Annotated in this window: 20 protein-coding genes and 1 pseudogene; 9 read left to right on the plus strand and 12 right to left on the minus strand. The window is 60.9% G+C overall.

What is annotated here, in order from left to right; all coding sequences use genetic code 11:
* The first annotated feature begins 178 nt into the window (after positions 1-178).
* Positions 179-856 carry an FKBP-type peptidyl-prolyl cis-trans isomerase gene (locus FBY10_RS07125; protein WP_145337433.1) on the plus strand — a complete coding sequence of 226 codons (678 nt, stop codon included), beginning with the start codon at positions 179-181 and terminating at the stop codon, positions 854-856.
* Positions 857-910: 54 nt separating this feature from the next.
* Here FBY10_RS07125 and rsd read toward each other — a convergent pair whose 3' ends face one another.
* From rsd to FBY10_RS32125, 8 genes and pseudogenes are all read right to left on the minus strand, one after another.
* Positions 911-1,369, minus strand: coding sequence for a sigma D regulator (rsd, locus tag FBY10_RS07130; protein WP_131697611.1), 459 nt, complete (start codon positions 1,367-1,369; stop codon positions 911-913).
* 209 nt (positions 1,370-1,578) lie between these two features.
* Positions 1,579-2,100, minus strand: coding sequence for a disulfide bond formation protein B (locus FBY10_RS07135; RefSeq protein ID WP_131697612.1), 522 nt, complete (start codon positions 2,098-2,100; stop codon positions 1,579-1,581).
* A 237-nt stretch (positions 2,101-2,337) separates the two neighbouring features.
* Entirely contained in the window at positions 2,338-3,579 is a 1,242-nt protein-coding gene (locus FBY10_RS07140) for a heme biosynthesis protein HemY (protein ID WP_145337432.1), read from the minus strand.
* A 5-nt stretch (positions 3,580-3,584) separates the two neighbouring features.
* Entirely contained in the window at positions 3,585-4,709 is a 1,125-nt protein-coding gene (locus FBY10_RS31670) for a uroporphyrinogen-III C-methyltransferase (RefSeq protein WP_145337431.1), read from the minus strand.
* Between the two features lie 18 nt (positions 4,710-4,727).
* Complete coding sequence (locus FBY10_RS31675; protein ID WP_145337430.1) at positions 4,728-5,486, minus strand: uroporphyrinogen-III synthase; 759 nt, start codon at positions 5,484-5,486, stop codon at positions 4,728-4,730.
* Complete coding sequence (hemC, locus tag FBY10_RS07150; protein WP_131697614.1) at positions 5,483-6,424, minus strand: hydroxymethylbilane synthase; 942 nt, start codon at positions 6,422-6,424, stop codon at positions 5,483-5,485. Before hemC ends, FBY10_RS31675 begins: the two co-directional genes overlap by 4 nt.
* A gap of 137 nt (positions 6,425-6,561) precedes the next feature.
* Positions 6,562-7,308, minus strand: coding sequence for a LytTR family DNA-binding domain-containing protein (locus FBY10_RS07155; protein ID WP_131697615.1), 747 nt, complete (start codon positions 7,306-7,308; stop codon positions 6,562-6,564).
* Positions 7,305-7,421: pseudogene (locus FBY10_RS32125) on the minus strand (sensor histidine kinase); the annotation flags it as partial. The gene FBY10_RS07155 and the pseudogene FBY10_RS32125, both read right to left, overlap by 4 nt.
* Positions 7,422-7,810: 389 nt before the next feature.
* On the opposite strand from FBY10_RS32125, the gene argH reads away from it, so the two are divergent.
* Positions 7,811-9,205: an argininosuccinate lyase gene (argH, locus tag FBY10_RS07160; RefSeq protein WP_131697616.1), complete on the plus strand. Its 1,395-nt coding sequence runs from the start codon at positions 7,811-7,813 to the stop codon at positions 9,203-9,205.
* 40 nt (positions 9,206-9,245) lie between these two features.
* On the opposite strand, the gene FBY10_RS07165 is transcribed toward argH, so the two are convergent.
* Entirely contained in the window at positions 9,246-9,389 is a 144-nt protein-coding gene (locus tag FBY10_RS07165) for a hypothetical protein (protein WP_371920964.1), read from the minus strand.
* A gap of 91 nt (positions 9,390-9,480) precedes the next feature.
* On the opposite strand from FBY10_RS07165, the gene FBY10_RS07170 reads away from it, so the two are divergent.
* The 3 genes from FBY10_RS07170 (at position 9,481) to FBY10_RS07180 (ending at position 13,124) form a co-directional block, all read left to right on the plus strand.
* Positions 9,481-9,765, plus strand: coding sequence for a hypothetical protein (locus FBY10_RS07170; RefSeq protein WP_065926681.1), 285 nt, complete (start codon positions 9,481-9,483; stop codon positions 9,763-9,765).
* A gap of 95 nt (positions 9,766-9,860) precedes the next feature.
* The gene (locus tag FBY10_RS07175; RefSeq protein ID WP_145337429.1) at positions 9,861-10,115 is read left to right on the plus strand and encodes a TIGR02647 family protein; all 255 of its coding nucleotides are present in this window, start codon (positions 9,861-9,863) and stop codon (positions 10,113-10,115) included.
* 168 nt (positions 10,116-10,283) lie between these two features.
* A complete protein-coding gene (locus FBY10_RS07180) occupies positions 10,284-13,124 on the plus strand; it encodes a class I adenylate cyclase (RefSeq protein WP_145337428.1) in 2,841 nt (946 codons plus the stop codon).
* On the opposite strand, the gene rnk is transcribed toward FBY10_RS07180, so the two are convergent.
* The 3 genes from rnk to cyaY all read right to left on the minus strand — a co-directional run bounded on the left by rnk (position 13,121) and on the right by cyaY (position 14,216).
* A complete protein-coding gene (gene rnk / locus FBY10_RS07185; protein WP_065948746.1) occupies positions 13,121-13,531 on the minus strand; it encodes a nucleoside diphosphate kinase regulator in 411 nt (136 codons plus the stop codon). The two genes, FBY10_RS07180 and rnk, sit on opposite strands and share 4 nt — an antisense overlap.
* Before the next feature lie 131 nt (positions 13,532-13,662).
* Positions 13,663-13,881 (minus strand): DUF1289 domain-containing protein, encoded by a 219-nt coding sequence (locus tag FBY10_RS07190; protein WP_131697620.1) that lies wholly within the window; start codon positions 13,879-13,881, stop codon positions 13,663-13,665.
* 2 nt (positions 13,882-13,883) lie between these two features.
* Positions 13,884-14,216: an iron donor protein CyaY gene (gene cyaY, locus FBY10_RS07195; protein WP_032884360.1), complete on the minus strand. Its 333-nt coding sequence runs from the start codon at positions 14,214-14,216 to the stop codon at positions 13,884-13,886.
* A 238-nt stretch (positions 14,217-14,454) separates the two neighbouring features.
* Here cyaY and FBY10_RS07200 point away from each other — a divergent pair, with 238 nt between their 5' ends.
* The 4 genes from FBY10_RS07200 to FBY10_RS07215 are packed head-to-tail and all read left to right on the plus strand — an operon-like array spanning position 14,455 to position 17,446.
* Positions 14,455-14,625, plus strand: coding sequence for a lipoprotein (locus FBY10_RS07200; protein ID WP_010207449.1), 171 nt, complete (start codon positions 14,455-14,457; stop codon positions 14,623-14,625).
* A gap of 9 nt (positions 14,626-14,634) precedes the next feature.
* On the plus strand, positions 14,635-15,882 hold the full coding sequence (gene lysA / locus FBY10_RS07205) for a diaminopimelate decarboxylase (protein ID WP_145337427.1): 1,248 nt from the start codon (positions 14,635-14,637) through the stop codon (positions 15,880-15,882).
* Positions 15,883-15,885: 3 nt separating this feature from the next.
* On the plus strand, positions 15,886-16,716 hold the full coding sequence (dapF, locus tag FBY10_RS07210) for a diaminopimelate epimerase (RefSeq protein ID WP_131697622.1): 831 nt from the start codon (positions 15,886-15,888) through the stop codon (positions 16,714-16,716).
* A gap of 13 nt (positions 16,717-16,729) precedes the next feature.
* Entirely contained in the window at positions 16,730-17,446 is a 717-nt protein-coding gene (locus FBY10_RS07215; RefSeq protein ID WP_131697623.1) for a DUF484 family protein, read from the plus strand.

Consider the following 17,446-nt stretch of genomic DNA (forward strand, 5'->3'; position numbering starts at 1 on the left):
CTGACGTGGGTGCGGCTCATACTAGCCCTCTGCTCTTACCGCCGCTAGGGCATGTTGACAGTATCGTTTGCGTTGCGTTGCAACGTGCGAAAATTCTTATCGATATAACGAAAACAAGCGGCACTTTTTACGCACCGGCACTGGCATAATCCGTCGCACTTTCGGCAGGAGAATGCCCATGTCGCGTTACCTTTTTCTTGTGCTGGGCCTGGCGATTTCTGCGGCCAATGCGAGCGAGCAATCACCGTCAAAAACCACGCCCCAAGACCAGCACGACCTCGCCTACAGCCTGGGCGCCAGCCTCGGTGAGCGTCTGCGCCAGGAAGTCCCGGGCCTGCAGATCCAGGCCTTGATCGACGGCCTCAAACAAGCCTATCAAGGCAAGCCGCTGGTGTTGGATAACGCGCGCATCGAACAGATTCTTGCCCAGCATGAGGCACAGGCCGAAGCCGACGTCCAAACCCCAAAAAGTGAACAGGCGCTCGCCGCCGAGCAGCAGTTTTTAACCAAGGAAAAAGCCGCGAAAGGGGTACGCGAGTTGGCCGATGGAATCCTGCTCACGGAACTGACACCCGGCAGTGGTAACAAGCCTGGCGCGAATGATCAGGTTCAAGTGAACTACGTTGGGCGATTGCCCGATGGCACGGTCTTCGATCAGAGCACACAACCCCAGTGGTTTCGCCTGGACAGTGTGATCAGTGGTTGGAGCAGCGCGTTGCAGCAGATGCCGGTCGGGGCCAAATGGCGCCTGGTGATCCCATCGACCCAAGCCTATGGTGCCGACGGTGCCGGTGAGTTGATCCCGCCCTATACGCCTCTGATATTCGAGATCGAATTGCTCGACACCCGTCACTGACCCAATAAAAAAACGGCGCGCCATGCGCACCGTTTTTTATCTCGCCAGCAATGATCAAGCCTGAGTGGCAGCTTCTTCCTTATGAGCGTTGTGGAGCACTTCGATCAGGCAATCTTCCAGTTCGAAACGCTCATGGAGCAGGCCACCCAACTCCTTGAATTTCTCAGCAACGCACTGGCCGGCATCACACAGGTCGGTGAACGCCAGCAGTTTCTCGGTAATGACATCGATGCGCGGATAAATAGTCTCGGCCAAGTCAAGACCACGCTTATCATCGAAGGCTTCCGCCTCTTTGGTCAGCTGCTCGTAGACACCGAAATGGCCAGCAGACACATAGTCCACCAACACTTCACAGAACTCCTGCAACGGCTTGCGATTCTCAGCCAGCGCCTCGGGCTTGGCGCCAAGAGCATCAAAGGCCCGAACCAGTTCGTGACGTGCCTTCAACCAGCTGTCGATCAGCTTGTGCACCCCACCCCAGCGTTCCTGAGCATTCTGACAACTTTCCAGCATGATGATCTCTCTTCCCTATAGGGGCGCTGCCGCCTGATGCCCACGCAACACTTCAAGGATAAAACAGCAGCGGGACAAGGCCGCGTCTGACAAACGGTTTCGATAACGCGTGCGGGCCAGATTATGCCCCCACGACTATGGCTTCAAGGTACGCAGGAGAGAAAGTTCATACAAGTGTTTAATCCCTTCCTACAAACTGCGGCCTCCGCTCAGCGCCTTGCTGAGCGCAACGGACGACTCAAAAACAGTCGGGAAAACTGCATGACACCGAGGATCAACATGCCCAGGAAGAACAGCAGGCTCCACTCGGGAAGACTCAGGTCAAACAGCGTCCAGCTTATTTCCATGCAATCGACAGTGCCTTTGACCGTCAATTGCAACGCCTGCCACAGCGACAGGTTTTCGATCATGTGACTGAGACTGGGCCAACAATCGGCGGCTTGATCCGGTGCGGCATTTTGCAGCAGCACCTGCCGTACGGCGGTGATGGCACCCAACAACGCACATGCCATGCTCGTAAACCCATACAGGTAAAAAGTGGAGCGCCTGGGGTTGTGGAGGGCGGCGACCAGATTGATCAGCGTGAAGGCAGCCAGAAAGGCCCGCTGCATCTGACACAGGAAACAAGGGCGTAACGAGGCACCGAACTCAAGATAGAAGGACGCACCCAACGTCAGCGCACCCGCCATGAACGCAAGGAAAAACAAGGAGCGTGAAGGGGCCAAAGACATGCTTTATCCGCATCGCGAGAGGTAGGTCGTTACGTTAGAGGAAAGGCCTGACCCCTTTCAATACGCGCCAGAGCAGACGATTCCGTGAGAACGTAGGGACATCCCGTCAGAGGATGGAAGACTTGAAGCGCATTAGCGTAGGAGTATGCTTCAAAGCCTCTCAGGGCCGGCATATGCGCAGCATTGAAGGGCTGGCTGTCAGACGGATCTGAGCCAGCCCTCGACTTCTTTCCTACATCAAACTCGGGCAGGAGCTGGCAGCGGAGACGCCAACAAGCGGTTATCCAATAAGCCCAGGCCTTCCTGGAACAGTTGGTTACTGCGCTCAGTGTCGCCCAACTGGGCCAACAGCCGCGCCAATTCGGCACAGGCCTCGGGATTACGCTGTACCTGCAGGCTGCTTTCCAGGTAATCCCGCGCCTTGCCCCACAGGCTGTTTTGCAGGCACAGACGACCCAACGTCAACAGCAGGCTGGCATCGCCCGGATGGTCCTTGAGCCAGCCTTCGGCAAATTTCAATTGCCGGGCCGGGTCACTGCCGCGCAGCAGGCCGTAGAGACGAATCAGGTGGCTGTCGTAGCCGCGCTTGATAGCACCGCGCAACGCCTCCTCCGCCTTGGTATCGGCGCCCAATTGACGCAGTTGTTCGGCATAGGCCAAGACCAGTTGCGGCTCCTGGCGCTGGGCGGAAGTGAGTTGTTGCCAAGCCCGCTCAAGAGATTGCAAGCCGGCTTCGCCCTGCTCTTCGCGCTGGGCCGCCAGGCTCAGGTTCTCCCCCCAGGCACGACGCTCCAGTTCGGCCAATTCGCCGGCAGGCAACACCTTGTCCTTGCGCAGCTCCGGCAACAGGCGGATCACCGACGACCAGTCGCCACGCTGCTGGTGCAGGCGCTGCAATTGGCGCAGCACTTGGCCGTTGTGGGGATGACGCTCGTGCATGGCCTGCAAGGTGGTGAGCGCGCCGTCAGTGTCGCCACGGTCCAACTGCAACTGCGCATGGCTCAAGGCAACCGCCAGCTCGGCTTGGGGCTGACGCTCCAGAGCGCGCTCAAGCAAACCGTCCGACTCTTCATAACGGCCCTGCTCATTCGCCGCCCGGGCCGCGCCCAGGTAGTACAGCAATGGCTGGCGCTCGGCTTCGGCGGCACGGTGCAGGTGACGTTCCGCACTGGCCCAACGGCCTTCGGCGAGGTCCATCTGGCCCTGTTCGATGGCAATCTGCACGCGGCGACTGCGGTTACGTCGCGACCACGGGTTAACCACGCCACCCGAGGTGGTGACCAGGCTCAACAATACGCGGATCAAGTAGATGGCCAGGCCGAAGACAAACACAGCAACCACGGTAGCCCACAGGCTCGACTCGTAGTGCAGCACATGAGGGTAGGTAATCAGCACGTAGCCGGTGTGTTTCGAAATGCCCACAGCCAGTGCCAGGGCGATTGCAATCGCCAGCACCAGGATCACATAGAAACGCTTCATCGGTTCTACTCCTGCTTCGCCGACGTGGCCGCCGGCGTGGACGCTGCCTTGGCTTCGTCAGCAGACAAATGACGACGCTCGAGGTACGCCTGCACTGCGGCCAGGCTCGCCGCCAAATCGGGTGTCACTACCGAGACAGCTTTGGGCTCAAGCTCGGCGATACGCGCCAGCATCGCCTTGCTCTGCGGGTTGTCCTGGTTGAAGTTGTCCTGCAACACGCTGCGTGCTTCACCCAGCGAACGGCTGTACACCGCCGACTCACCATTGAGCGCCGCCCATTGCGCTTGTTCCAGGGCCAGGCTCAGGGCCAGGCGCACTTGGTTCAAGCCCTGGCCGGCAAGCAGCGGCCGGATGTTGTCATCAGGGTTGAAGTCGATGCGGAAGTAGCGGGAGATCTGTTCCCACCACTGGCTCCATCGGTTGTCGGTATCGGTGCTCGGGCGCCCCTGGGATGCGGGCTCGGTCAGTTGATACTCGGGGGCAATGGCCGCCAGTTGCACGACCTGATCACGCAAGGCCGCCAATTGCAGATACAGCCCGGTGCGGTCCGGCTGCTCAGTACTGCGCAACGCGGCAAGGCTCTTGGCCAACTGTTCGCGGGCAGCGTAGGAGCCTGGATCGCTTTGCTCGCGAAGAATCTCGTCGGCACCCTGGACCAGCGCCTGGGCGCTGTTGATGTCCTGCAAGGCAGACAAGCGCAAACTCGCCAGGCGAATCAAGTGTTCGGCCTCAGCCAAGCGCCAATCCTTGCGGCTGGCACCCAGCACGGTTTCCAGGCGCTGGCTCAAGCGCTGCTGGTCACCCTGCAACTGGGCCACCAGGCGACGGCGCTCCTCCAGCTCATCCGCGCCCGGCAACTGCGCCAAGCGCGCCGCCAACTGCTGCTGACTCTGCTTGAGGGACTGGGATTGGTCATCGAGGGTCTGTACCTGGCCCAACTGCTGCTGGCTGCTGGCTTGCAGGGCACGGACCTGCCAGATCCCCCAACCGCCGGCGGCAACACCCGCAGCGCCAAGCAGCAGGGCGACAACTGCCAGGCCATTGCCGCGGCGCGGCGCGGTGACCGGTGACTCAACCGGCGCATCAAGTGCGGGTTGGGTTTCATCTTTAGGCAAGGCTGTTTCGCTCACGTATCCGTCCTTTGCGTATCAGAGAGTGGGAACGGCATGACTCCGTAACGCCACTAACAAAGCCGCGGCGCTCGCGCCGCGACAATCCACAACTTTTTCTGCGCCAGCGGCCCGCGCCATCTCGGCGACTCGGGGGCTGGGCACGAACAACGGCAGCTGTGCCACCTGTGGCCAATCGGGTCCGGCCAAGGCTTGCAGGTGCAAAAAACCCTGCCCACTGCTGACCACCAGGCCGTTCAAGCGTTCCAACTGGATGCGCCGGGTCAGTACACCCGTGTCGTAAGTCGGCAGGAAACGGCGATACAACTCCAGGTAGTCGACACTAGCACCTTGCTCGCGCAAACGCTCAGCCAGCAGCTCCCGCCCCCCCTCGCCGCGCAGGATCAAAACCCGCGCACCGGGCCGTGCGATAGCCTCGCGCAACGCAGGCAATTGAAGCAAGGCCTCGCTGTCGTCGCCGGTTTGGGGATAGTGAACGCAGAGGCCGTGATCAGCCAGGACCTGCGCGGTGGCCGCACCGACGCTGAACCACGACAGTTGCGGCCAGGCTTGATCCAACTGTTGCACGGCAAGCCGCGCGGCCGGTTTGCTCACCACGATCACCGCACAATAGCGGCCAAGATCGCCGAAGATGGCCTGTTGTTCGGGGGTAACGGGTAACGGCTCGATGTCCAGCAAAGGCAGGCTGCTGCTGAAGATACCGGCTTCGGACAACGCCGCCGCCAGGGCCGCCGATTCCTCGGCAGGCCGTGTCAGCAGCACTCGCCAGTCGGTCACTGCGGGCCGGCCTCGCCGTAGACCTTTTGCAGAATGGCGCCAGCCCCCTTGTCCAACAGCTCTTCAGCCACCTGGACACCCAGGGCGACGGCATCACGTTGCGGACCACGGACTTCGGCAGTCAGCAGAGTGCCCCCTTCCGGATCCCCAACCAGGCCACGCAGCCACAGGTTTTCACCTTCGAGCACGGCGTAACAGGCGATCGGCACCTGACAGCCACCGTTGAGGTGCTTGTTCAGGGCGCGTTCGGCCGTGACGCGCACTTCAGTATCGTGGTGATCCAGGGGTTTGAGCAGAGCGTGGATTTCACTGTCGGCGGTGCGGCATTCAATGCCCACGGCGCCTTGCCCACCAGCAGGCAGACTGTCTTCGACGCTGATGGCCGAGGTGATGCGGTCTTCGAAGCCCAAACGGATCAGGCCGGCGGCAGCGAGGATGATCGCGTCATACTCACCGGCATCGAGCTTGGCCAGGCGGGTGTTGACGTTGCCACGCAGGAAGCGAATCTGCAGGTCCGGACGACGGGTCAACAATTGTGCCTGGCGACGCAGGCTGGAGGTGCCGACAATGCTGCCCAGAGGCAAGTCATCCAAGGACGCGAAGGTGTTGGAAACGAAGGCATCACGCGGGTCTTCACGTTCACAGATGCAAAACAGGCCCAGGCCTTCGGGGAAGTCCATGGGCACGTCTTTCATTGAATGCACAGCGATGTCGGCTTCGTTTTCCAGCAGCGCTGTTTCCAGTTCCTTGACGAACAGGCCCTTGCCGCCGATCTTCGACAGCGGCGAGTCCAGCAGCTTGTCGCCGCGACTGACCATGGGCACCAGGGTCACCTTGAGGCCGGGATGGGCCTGCTCAAGGCGTGCTTTGACGTATTCGGCCTGCCACAAGGCCAGGGCGCTTTTACGGGTGGCGATGCGGATTTCGCGAGAGGACATGGATCAATCCGTACTGAATAGATACGGCAGATAATAACAGCTCAGGCAAATACGCTTTGATTTGAATCAGCAAGTGCGGGGCCTCCCTGGCCACGTCGCACCGGGATAATGAATACAGTCTCGCCAAAACCCCCGGGCTAAAGCTGCTGCATCATCTTGCGCACGCCGGCGACATGGCGTCGGCTGACAATTAACGCATCCCCGTTAAGCCCTTTGAGGAACAACTGAAAGTGCCCGAGGGGCGTGCGCTGCAGGCGCTCGATCCGCTCGCGGGCCACTAGCGCGTTACGGTGAATACGCACGAAGCGGTCACCGAACTCATCCTCAAGGGCCTTGAGCGGCTCATCTAGCAACACTTCACCGGCCTCATGTCGCAAGGTCACGTACTTGTGATCGGCAATGAAGTAGACCACCTGGTTCAAAGGGATCAGCTCGATGCCTTTGCGTGTGCGGGCACTGATATGGCTGCGCGGCCCGTTACCACTTTGGGCGGCCGGCTGGGTCAGGGCAGCAAGCTGGGTGCGGTTGGGGCGTTCAGCTTTCTTCAGGGCCCTGAGCAAGGCTTCGGCAGTCACCGGCTTGACCACGAAGCTGACACCACTGGCCTCCAGTGTCTGCGCGGCAAACTCTTCCTGCGCCGCAAATAACACCACGGCGGGTGGCGATTCGCGCTCACTCAGTCGGGCGGCAACTTGCAGGCCATCAAGGCCCGGCATGCGGATATCGAGCAACACCACGTCCGGCTTGAGGCTGTCGATCAACGTCAACGCCTCCTCTCCGCTGGTGGCACTCGGTTCAAGGACTGTATAACCCTCGAGATCACTGACCAAACGGCTCAGTCGCTCGCGGGCTTGGGGTTCGTCATCAACGATCAGGACATTCATATAGCGCTGGATTCCTGCGTGAGTCTCGCACAAGGATAGCGTAGACAGGTGCGGTGACTTGCGTCACAGCGATCCACGCTAAGACTAGCGCGAGCGGCAAAAAGTGCCCTGACAGCGGCACCCATATTTACCCGGACCTGTTCAATAGCGCCCAAGACCTGCTGCCTTCGGGCATCGTCGTAGGGTTTGCTGATGCACAATCCGAATACCCCCCTTTTAAATGGATAGTCAGGCTCTGACCGCATTACCCGACTTTGGTGCATTCACACACTATCAGTCCAACTGTAGACGCTCGCCGAGACGATATTGCTCAATCGTCAAATATCGTATCAATAAGCAGCTGCCTCCAGTCTCGTCCTGGACGCGGTCGGCGGCAAGGCACTTAGCCATCCTTTGCACAAATAAAAATGCCGACGACCCGCAGCACCGCCTCCAAGGGCAACCCTGTTATTATCGCCGCCACACTTTCATGCCTCTTAATAAGCAGACCACGAGCGAATCCATGAGCACCGACAAGACCAACCAGTCCTGGGGCGGCCGCTTCAGTGAACCCGTCGACGCCTTCGTCGCCCGCTTCACCGCCTCCGTCACCTTTGACCAGCGCCTGTACCGCCACGACATCATGGGCTCCATCGCCCATGCGACGATGCTGGCCAAGGTCGGCGTGCTGACCGACGCCGAGCGCGACAGCATCATCGATGGCCTGACCACCATCCGCGGTGAGATCGAAGCCGGTACGTTCGACTGGCGTGTCGACCTGGAAGACGTGCACATGAACATCGAGGCCCGCCTCACCGACCGTATCGGTGTGACCGGCAAGAAACTGCACACCGGTCGTAGCCGTAACGATCAGGTGGCCACCGACATCCGCCTGTGGCTGCGCGACGAAATCGACCTGATCCTGGCCGAAATCACCCGCTTGCAGAAAGGTTTGCTGGAGCAGGCTGAGCGTGAGGCGGACACCATCATGCCCGGCTTCACCCACCTGCAAACCGCACAACCGGTGACCTTCGGTCACCACCTGCTGGCCTGGTTCGAAATGCTCAGCCGCGACTACGAGCGCCTGGTGGATTGCCGCAAGCGCGCCAATCGCATGCCGCTCGGCAGCGCCGCCCTGGCCGGCACCACGTACCCGATCGACCGTGAGTACACCGCACAACTGCTGGGCTTCGACGCCGTCGGCGGCAACTCTCTGGACGGCGTATCGGACCGCGATTTCGCCATCGAATTCTGCGCCGCCGCCAGCATTGCGATGATGCATCTGTCGCGTTTCTCCGAAGAGCTGGTGCTGTGGACCAGTGCGCAATTCCAGTTCATCGACCTGCCGGACCGCTTCTGCACCGGCAGCTCGATCATGCCGCAAAAGAAAAACCCCGACGTGCCCGAGCTGGTGCGTGGCAAGAGCGGCCGTGTATTCGGCGCACTGATGGGCCTGCTGACCCTGATGAAAGGCCAGCCTTTGGCCTACAACAAGGACAACCAGGAAGACAAGGAACCGCTGTTCGACGCCGCCGACACCCTGCGCGATTCGCTGCGCGCGTTTGCCGACATGATCCCGGCGATCAAGCCCAAGCATGCGATCATGCGTGAAGCGGCCCTGCGCGGTTTCTCCACGGCGACTGACCTGGCGGACTACCTGGTACGCCGTGGCCTGCCGTTCCGCGACTGCCACGAGATCGTTGGCCATGCGGTGAAGTACGGCGTGGACACCGGCAAGGACCTGGCGGAAATGAGCCTGGAAGAACTGCGCCAGTTCAGTGACCAGATCGAACAGGACGTGTTTGCCGTGTTGACCCTGGAAGGCTCGGTGAATGCCCGTAACCACGTGGGCGGTACCGCGCCGGCGCAGGTGAAGGCAGCCGTCTTGCGCGGCCAGGCCCTGCTCGCCAGTCGCTAAAAAAATGTGTGAGGGGGGCAAGCCCCCCTCACACACTTGATCACTTTTTGGCCGCATTCATCGCCATGAACGCCGGCATCGCTGCTTCCCTGTCCGCCGCCACCTTCTGCGCATTGGGCATGGCAGGCAGCCTCTCCAGAAACAGCTTCTCGCCCACCGCACAGGCGAGGTTCACGCTGAACATGAAGCCGCTGCAAGCGTTATAGCCCGCCTGGCCAGCAGCATCACCTGCCTGAATGGGGGTAGACTGGCGCCCTTTCCTTGAGGAGCCTGCCATGAGCGAGCCGACCGATATCGACAGCGACGAAGAAGAGTTCACCGAAAACACCTTGATCGAAGCGATCGAAAACCAGATCGAAAGCGACAACCCACCTGCCGCCAAGGCCACTTTCAACAAACTGACTCTGGTGGGTTATGAGCGTGAGGAGATCCTGAATCTCATGGCTCATGTGTTGGCTTTCGAGATCGACGCGATGCTGGATGATGACCGCGCATTCAATACCGAATGGTATGAAACAGCGCTGCGGGCACTGCCTGAGCTGCCTCCCGAAAAGGAATAATCCCGGCACACCGCAACACGCTGGACAGTTCGGCAAAGTGCGTTCACCTTATGGTCTGCTAGCCTCTAATAAATTTTAGAAAGTCTGGAGTCCTTATGTCGTATACCCCTGAGTTGGTTGCCGAACTGGAAATCCTTGCACTCTTCAACCTGGGTAGCTCCCAGGAAGGTCTGAAAGTCCACCAGACCGCCGCTCCCACTGCCATCGCTGCTGCCCGGCGCCTGTATGACAAAGACTTGATCGACCAGCCAGATGGCGGTTATCTGACCAGCCTTGGCCGGGATGCTGCCGAGCACGCACAAAGCCTGCTGACTATTCTGACGACCGCCGCGACCAAAGAAGCCGCCTGATACTTGATACCGCCCATGGAGTCCGCCCCGTGCGGATTCCGAGGGCGTTGCTGTGGGAACGAGAAAATTCTGACGTCAAAAACCATTTCCCTCTAAACCTCCTGCACTACTGAATGTAAACTCCTACATGGCCGCCCATGTCGGGCCCTGCGAGCCACCGAGTTCGACATGACCCGCACCCATGAAATCCGCCCTGACCTGGACGAAGGCATCGACCGCAAGGTGCTGGCCCAATTGCGCGCGCGCTTCATGGCCCTCAATGAAGGTCGCATGGCTCGTGCCGTCGAAGGGCTGACGCCGCGCCAGCAAAGCGTGCTGACCCTGCTGCCGCTGTTTTTTCACGTCAATCATCCGCTGTTGCCAGGTTACGTATCGGGCAGCACGCCAGCCGGGCTGTCGAACTTCGAGCCCGACGCCCAGGCCCTGACCGAAGCCCAGCGCTTGACCCGCTCGTTCTCTTACAAGCCGCGTCCGGTTAATCAACCCAAACCGATCCATGGCCTGTTCCTGATGGGCAGCCTCGGCACCCTGGCCCAGGCCGATCAGAGTGACATGGATGTGTGGGTGTGCCACGCCCCCGACCTGGGTGAAAACGAGCTCGCGGAGCTGCGCAAAAAATGCCAACTGCTGGAAGCCTGGGCCCTCACGATGGGCGCCGAGGCACACTTCTTCCTGATCGAGCCGACGCGCTTCGTACTCGGCGAGCGCGATACGCAGCTGAGCTCCGACGACTGCGGCACGACCCAGCACTACCTGTTGTTGGACGAGTTCTACCGCACAGCCATCTGGCTGGCCGGGCGCACGCCGATCTGGTGGCTGGTGCCGGTGTATGAAGAAACCCGCTATGCGGAATTCACCCACACACTGATCTCAAAACGTTTTATCCGCGCCGATGAAACCCTCGACCTCGGCCACCTGGCGCGCATCCCTCCCGGTGAATTCATTGGTGCCGGGCTGTGGCAACTATTCAAGGGCATCGAGTCGCCGTACAAATCGGTACTCAAGCTGCTGCTGACCGAGGTCTACGCCAGCGAGCACCCGAACGTGCATTGCCTGAGCCTGCGCTTCAAGCGCGCGGTGTTCGCCAACCAGATGGACCTGGATGAGCTGGACCCGTACATCGTGGTGTACCGCCGTATCGAGGAATACCTCAGGGCACGCAACGAGCCCGAGCGCCTGGAACTGGTGCGCCGCGCCTTGTACCTGAAGGTCAACCGCAAACTCAGCGCCGGCCAGCGCAATGCCAGCTGGCAACGGCTGTTGCTGGAACGCCTGGCCCATGAGTGGGGCTGGGACCAGCGCCAACTGGCGCTGCTGGACAGCCGCAGCCAGTGGAAAGTACGCCAGGTGGCCTCCGAGCGTCGGGCCCTGGTCAGCGAGCTGAACTACAGCTATCGCTTCCTGACCCAATTCGCCCGTACCGAACAGACCGTCAGCCTGATCAACAAGCGTGACCTCAATGTGCTCGGTCGGCGCCTGTACGCTGCCTTTGAACGCAAGGCGGGCAAAGTCGAATTCATCAACCCCGGCATCGCCCCGGACCTGGCCGAAGACACCCTGACCCTGGTGCAATCGCCCAACCGCAAGGAGCCCGGCCAGCACCACTGGGGCCTGTACAACGGCAACCTCACGGCCCTGGAGTGGGAGCACTTCGCGCCGATCAAGCGCAGCCGCGACCTGCTGGAAATGCTCACCTGGTGCCACCGCAACGGCGTCATCGACAGCAGCACCCGCCTGGCGCTGCACCCCGGCACCAGCGACATGACCGAATTCGAGCTGTTCAACCTGCTGGGCAGCCTGCAACAGACGATCGCCCTCCCCCTGGCCAGCGTTGATGAAGCGCGCCTGCTGCGCTCGGCGGTGCCCGAGGAAGTGTTGCTGCTGATCAACGTCGGCGTCGACCCACTCAAGCATCATCGCGACCTCAATATCCTGATGACGACGGAGCGCACCGACTCCCTGAGTTATGCCGGTGTGCGCGACAACCTCGTACTGACCCTGGACCAGGTCACCCTCAACAGTTGGAACGAGGTGATGGTCAGCCGCTACGACGGCCCGCACGCCCTGCTCGATTGCCTGCGCGACTACCTCAATCAACTGCCGTCAGATCACTTGCCACGCCTGCGGGTACGCTGTTTTTGCCATAACCGTGCGCAATTCATTGCCCAGCGCGTGGAAGAAGTCTTCGATACCGCGCAAAACCTGCTGCTGGGTCAAGGCAATCACCGCTACTTGCTCCAAGTGCAGCAGCACTATCACGTGATGGAGTTGATGCCGGGCCAGGCCACCCACGTATCGCTGGCGACCCAGGATGCACTGGTCGCCTATCTCAGTGAGGAGCTGGCCAGCTACAGCCCGCTGCATCTGGATGCCATGGCCCTGGAAGACCACGACCTGGCGCTGTTGCTGCCCATGGGCATGGCCGATTGCGTGCAGGTGTTCTACCGGGTCAATGAAGGCTTCGCCGAGCTGTATGTGCTGGATGAGTTCAACGCGCTCTGGCAGCAGAGCTTGCCGTTTCATGATGAGCAGAGCCTGTTGGCACCGCTGCAGCGCTTTTTGCAGTCGATCATCTATCGCCGGGAAGCGCTGTCGCCTTTGGATACGCAACAACCGTTGGGCGAGGTGCAAACCTTGTACTACCAACTGTTGCCGTCGGGAGGCACGCGCGCGCGCGGCGTCGAGCCGCGGCCGGCCCCGCAAAATCCCGCCAACAAACCGTTTTATGACGTGCAGGCGATTATCGGCAAGGCGGCGCAGGGCCAGGTGGGCATTACCCTGTACTGCAATCAGCGGGAGTTTTCAGAACTGGAATTCGGCGACCAGCTCTTTGCCGTGGTCGCCCAGGAGATCGTCGGTCAACGCCGGGAAGCCGAGCGCTACCGCTGCTACATCACCGACCTCGACCTGTCGGGGCTGCTCGGTGATGTGCAAAGCCCAAGCAATTTGTATCTGCGCTACAAGGCCGAGCTGGAGCTCGCGCTGAATGAAGCGCTGAGCCAGATTTAGAGAGGGAAGGCACCGCCATCTTTCGGCTGGCCTTCAACGCTGAGCAGTTCAAGCTTGAGGGTCTTGCCACCCGGTGCCGGCCAATCGATGTGCTGCCCTACCTGCAAGCCAAGCAAGGCACTGCCCACCGGGGCCAGGACCGAAATCTTGCCCTCATCTGCATTCGCATCTTTCGGGTAGACCAGGGTCAGGTGGTAGTCCTTGCCGCTGCCTTGCTCACGGCAATGCACGCTGGAGTTCATGGTCACGACCGTTGCAGGCACTTCATCGTGGCCAACCACTTCTTCGGCGCGGTCGAGTTCGGCTTGCAGCGCAATAACGCCCGGCTGCGTCTCGTCCATACGGTCGATCAATTGCTCAAGACGCTGCACATCAAGACGGGTGAGGATGATGGAAGGTGCGGTCATGATTCAGGCAGACTCCTTTTTTCTGCACAAAAAAGCAAAACCCCGCCAGGAAAAGGCGGGGTTCTCACGGGCCTCGATGAGTTGAGGCGTACCCGGACACTATCACAGCAGCGCAAATAAACAAGACGGGCTCAAGACGCCGCCTTGCGTTGCTCGGCCTGGGCCACGATCACTCGGCGCCGCTGATCATCGGCGGAGCGCCATTCACGGATGTCTTCCACATGGCGGAAGCAGCCGAGGCAGACTTTTTGCTCGTCCAGGCGACACAAACTGATACAAGGTGACGGCACCGCCGGGCTGACGTTACTGAACAGCGGCTTGGGCGGGCGTACGAGTGCAGGCTGGCTCACGATCAGATCTCGTCAAAGTCCAGCTCGGCGCCGGTATATTCGTGGACCAGGCGCGTGAGCATCTCGCCCAACAACTCTTCACTCTTGTCGCACTGCCATTTGCCGCTTTCTTCGTCGTAGTCGAAGTGAACGCCACCGGAGCGCGCCGCCAGCCACAGCTGACGCAGCGGTTCCTGGCGACTGAAGATCAGTTGCTGGCCACTCTCGAACTTGACGGTCAGCACGCCGGCCGAGTTTTCCAGGTCCACATCCAGGCCGCTATCGTCAAAAATATCTTCCAGCGCCTGCTGGGTCGCATCCACCAGGTCGTGAAAACGGGCTTCGGTCAAACTCATTGTGGCAACCTCAAAAGTGTCTGGTTTTGCTCAAGCGCCGCACGATACGGGCGAGCCTCCCCGATTGCAAAGGATACCGATTTCAGCACGATTGACGGCGTGAAATATCCTCAACCAGCGTAGTCCGCTTCCCGACCATCTCGGCAAACCCCCGCCGGACGGGTATTTCAGCGCATAGGCAAGCTGGCGGGTGGTCGGTATACTCGGGCGCAATTAATGCATATTCAAGGATTTCGCCATGAAGCGCCTGATCTCTTCCCTTGCTGCGCTCGTCGCGGTCGCTTGCCTCGTTAGTGCCTGTGGTCAAAAAGGCCCGCTGTACCTGCCCGATGACAGCAAAGACCCGAATGAACAGGCGCAATCGTCGCAAAAGCCATCCAAAGCGCATAAGCACGACACCTACGAATAAGGGAACTCCATGGACGCTTTTAACTACCGGGACGGCGAGCTGTTCGCGGAAGGCGTGGCGTTGTCCGCGATTGCCCAGCGCTTTGGTACCCCGACCTACGTGTACTCCCGTGCGCATATCGAAGCCCAATACCGCTCGTTCGCCGACCCTCTCGAGGGCGTACCGCACCTGGTGTGCTACGCAGTCAAGGCCAACTCCAACCTGGGTGTACTGAATGTCCTGGCGCGTCTGGGCGCCGGTTTCGACATCGTCTCCCGTGGCGAGCTGGAACGGGTCCTGGCCGCCGGCGGCCAGCCCGACAAGATCGTGTTCTCCGGCGTCGGCAAGAGCCGCGAGGACATGCGCCGGGCCCTGGAAGTCGGCGTGCATTGCTTCAATGTCGAATCCACCGACGAGCTGGAGCGCCTGCAAGTCGTCGCGGCCGAGATGGGCGTTCGTGCGCCGATCTCCCTGCGCGTCAACCCGGACGTCGATGCCGGCACCCACCCGTACATTTCCACCGGTCTCAAAGAGAACAAATTCGGCATCGCCATTGCCGACGCCGAAGACGTGTACATCCGCGCCGCCCAGCTGCCGAACCTGGAGGTGCTGGGTGTCGACTGCCATATCGGCTCGCAACTGACCACACTGCCACCGTTCCTGGATGCCCTCGACCGCCTGCTGGCATTGATCGACCGCCTGGGCGAATGCGGCATCTACCTGCACCACATCGACCTCGGCGGTGGCGTGGGCGTGCGTTATCGCGATGAAGAGCCCCCGGCGATCGCCGACTATATCCAGGCCGTGCGTGAGCGCATCGAAGGCCGCGACCTGACGCTGATGTTCGAGCCGGGCCGCTATATCGTCGCCAACGCCGGCGTGTTGCTGACCCAGGTCGAGTACCTCAAGCACACCGAGCACAAGGACTTTGCCATCGTCGACGCGGCGATGAACGACCTGATCCGCCCTGCGCTGTACCAGGCCTGGATGAATGTCACCGCGGTGACGCCTCGCAACAGCGAAGTGCGCGCCTATGACATCGTCGGCCCGATCTGCGAGACCGGTGACTTCCTGGCGAAGGATCGTCAACTGGCCCTGGAAGAAGGCGACCTGCTGGTCGTGCATTCGGCCGGTGCCTACGGGTTTGTCATGAGTTCCAACTACAACACCCGCGGGCGTACCGCCGAGGTGCTGGTGGACGGTGATCAAGCGTTTGAAGTGCGTCGCCGCGAGACGGTAGCCGAGTTGTATGCTGGCGAAAGCCTGCTGCCGGAGTAAGCCATGCTGCTGCGTTTTACCAAGATGCACGGGCTGGGCAACGATTTCATGGTCCTCGACCTGGTCAGCCAGCACGCGCACATCCTGCCCAAGCACGCTAAACAGTGGGGCGACCGGCATACCGGGATTGGTTTCGACCAATTGTTGATCGTCGAGGCGCCAAGCAACCCGGAGGTGGATTTCCGTTATCGGATCTTCAACTCCGACGGCTCCGAAGTGGAACAGTGCGGCAACGGTGCGCGCTGCTTTGCACGCTTTGTGCTGGACAAGCGCCTGACCGCCAAGCGGCAGATTCGCGTCGAGACCAAGAGCGGTGTGATCGAGCTGGATATCCGCAGCGACGGCCAGATCAGCGTTAACATGGGCGCGCCACGCCTGGTGCCGGCGGATATTCCGTTCCAGGCCAGCGAGCAGGCCACCAGCTATGCAGTGGATGTCGACGGCAAGATCGTCGACCTGGCGGCCGTCTCCATGGGCAACCCCCATGCCGTGCTGCGGGTCAACGACATCAACACTGCGCCCGTGCATGAACTGGGGCCGAAGATCGAACACCACCCGCGCTTTCCGGCGCGGGTCAATGTGGGCTTCCTGCAGGTGATCGACCGTTCCCGCGCGCAATTGCGTGTGTGGGAACGCGGCGCCGGCGAAACCCAGGCCTGCGGTACAGGTGCTTGCGCCGCTGCCGTGGCCGCGATCAGCCAGGGGTGGATGGATTCGCCGCTGTTGATCGACCTGCCCGGTGGACGCTTGTCCATCGAATGGGCAGGCCCTGGCCACCCGGTGATGATGACCGGGCCGGCCTCGCGCGTATACGAAGGACAGGTCCGTCTATGAGTGAGCCAAGCCAATGACCGATAAGCCTCAAGTGCCCGCACAAGCAACCCCGAGCGAAAGTCTGGAGGCCGCTGCCGTCGCGGCGTACCTTGAGGCTAATCCGGACTTCTTCGTCGAACACGAAGAACTGCTGCCGGCCCTGCGCATCCCCCACCAGCGTGGCGATACCGTATCGCTGGTGGAGCGACAGATGAAGATCCTGCGCGAGCGCAATATCGAAATGCGCCACAAGCTCTCGCACCTGATGGATGTCGCCCGCGACAACGACCGTCTGTTCGAGAAAACCCGCCGCCTGATTCTTACCCTGATGGACGCCGGCAGCCTGGAAGAAACGGTGATTGCCGTGGAAGACAGCCTGCGCCAGGACTTCCAGGTGCCTTTTGTCAGCCTGATCCTGTTCAGCGACAACCCGATGCCGGTAGGTCGCTGGGTCAGCGGCAACGACGCACAAACCGCGATCGGCGGCCTGCTTTCCGAAGGCAAGACCATCAGCGGCACCTTGCGCGAGCATGAACTGGACTTCCTGTTCGGCGCCGAACAGCGCAAGCAGATCGGCTCTACCGCTGTAGTCGCCCTCAGCCATCAAGGCCTGCACGGCGTACTGGCCATTGCCAGCCGCGATCCCGCGCACTACAAAAGCTCGGTGGGCACGCTGTTCCTGACCTACATCGCCGAAGTGCTGGGCCGCGTATTGCCGCGCTTCACCACCGCCCTTCGCGCGGTGCGCTAG

The organism is Pseudomonas sp. SJZ103, from assembly GCF_007828335.1.
Classification (GTDB): domain Bacteria; phylum Pseudomonadota; class Gammaproteobacteria; order Pseudomonadales; family Pseudomonadaceae; genus Aquipseudomonas.